Genomic DNA, 284 nt, shown 5'->3' on the forward strand with positions numbered 1-284 from the left:
ATTAAAAATAATAGCTGGTGAGCTATCTCATGATGGTGGCGAAATTATAAAACCAAAAGATGTCTCAATCGGATATTTAGCTCAAAATACCGGGTTAGAAACGTCTATAACAATTTGGGATGAAATGTTAACCGTCTTTACACACTTGCAGCAAATGGAGACAAAACTTCGAAGGCTAGAGCAAGAGATGGGAAAAGAAGAAAACTTTTCAAACGAGGCTACATATGAAAGTTTATTAGCTGATTATGACCAATTGCAATTAGATTATAAAGATCTAGGTGGAT

At 34.9% G+C, this 284-nt stretch carries 1 pseudogene; it reads left to right on the forward strand.

The window, feature by feature from the left end:
* Positions 1-284 (forward strand): annotated as a pseudogene (locus ACSG5Z_RS32110) (ABC transporter ATP-binding protein); the annotation flags it as partial.

Source organism: Bacillus pretiosus, from assembly GCF_051294775.1.
GTDB lineage: Bacteria > Bacillota > Bacilli > Bacillales > Bacillaceae_G > Bacillus_A > Bacillus_A wiedmannii.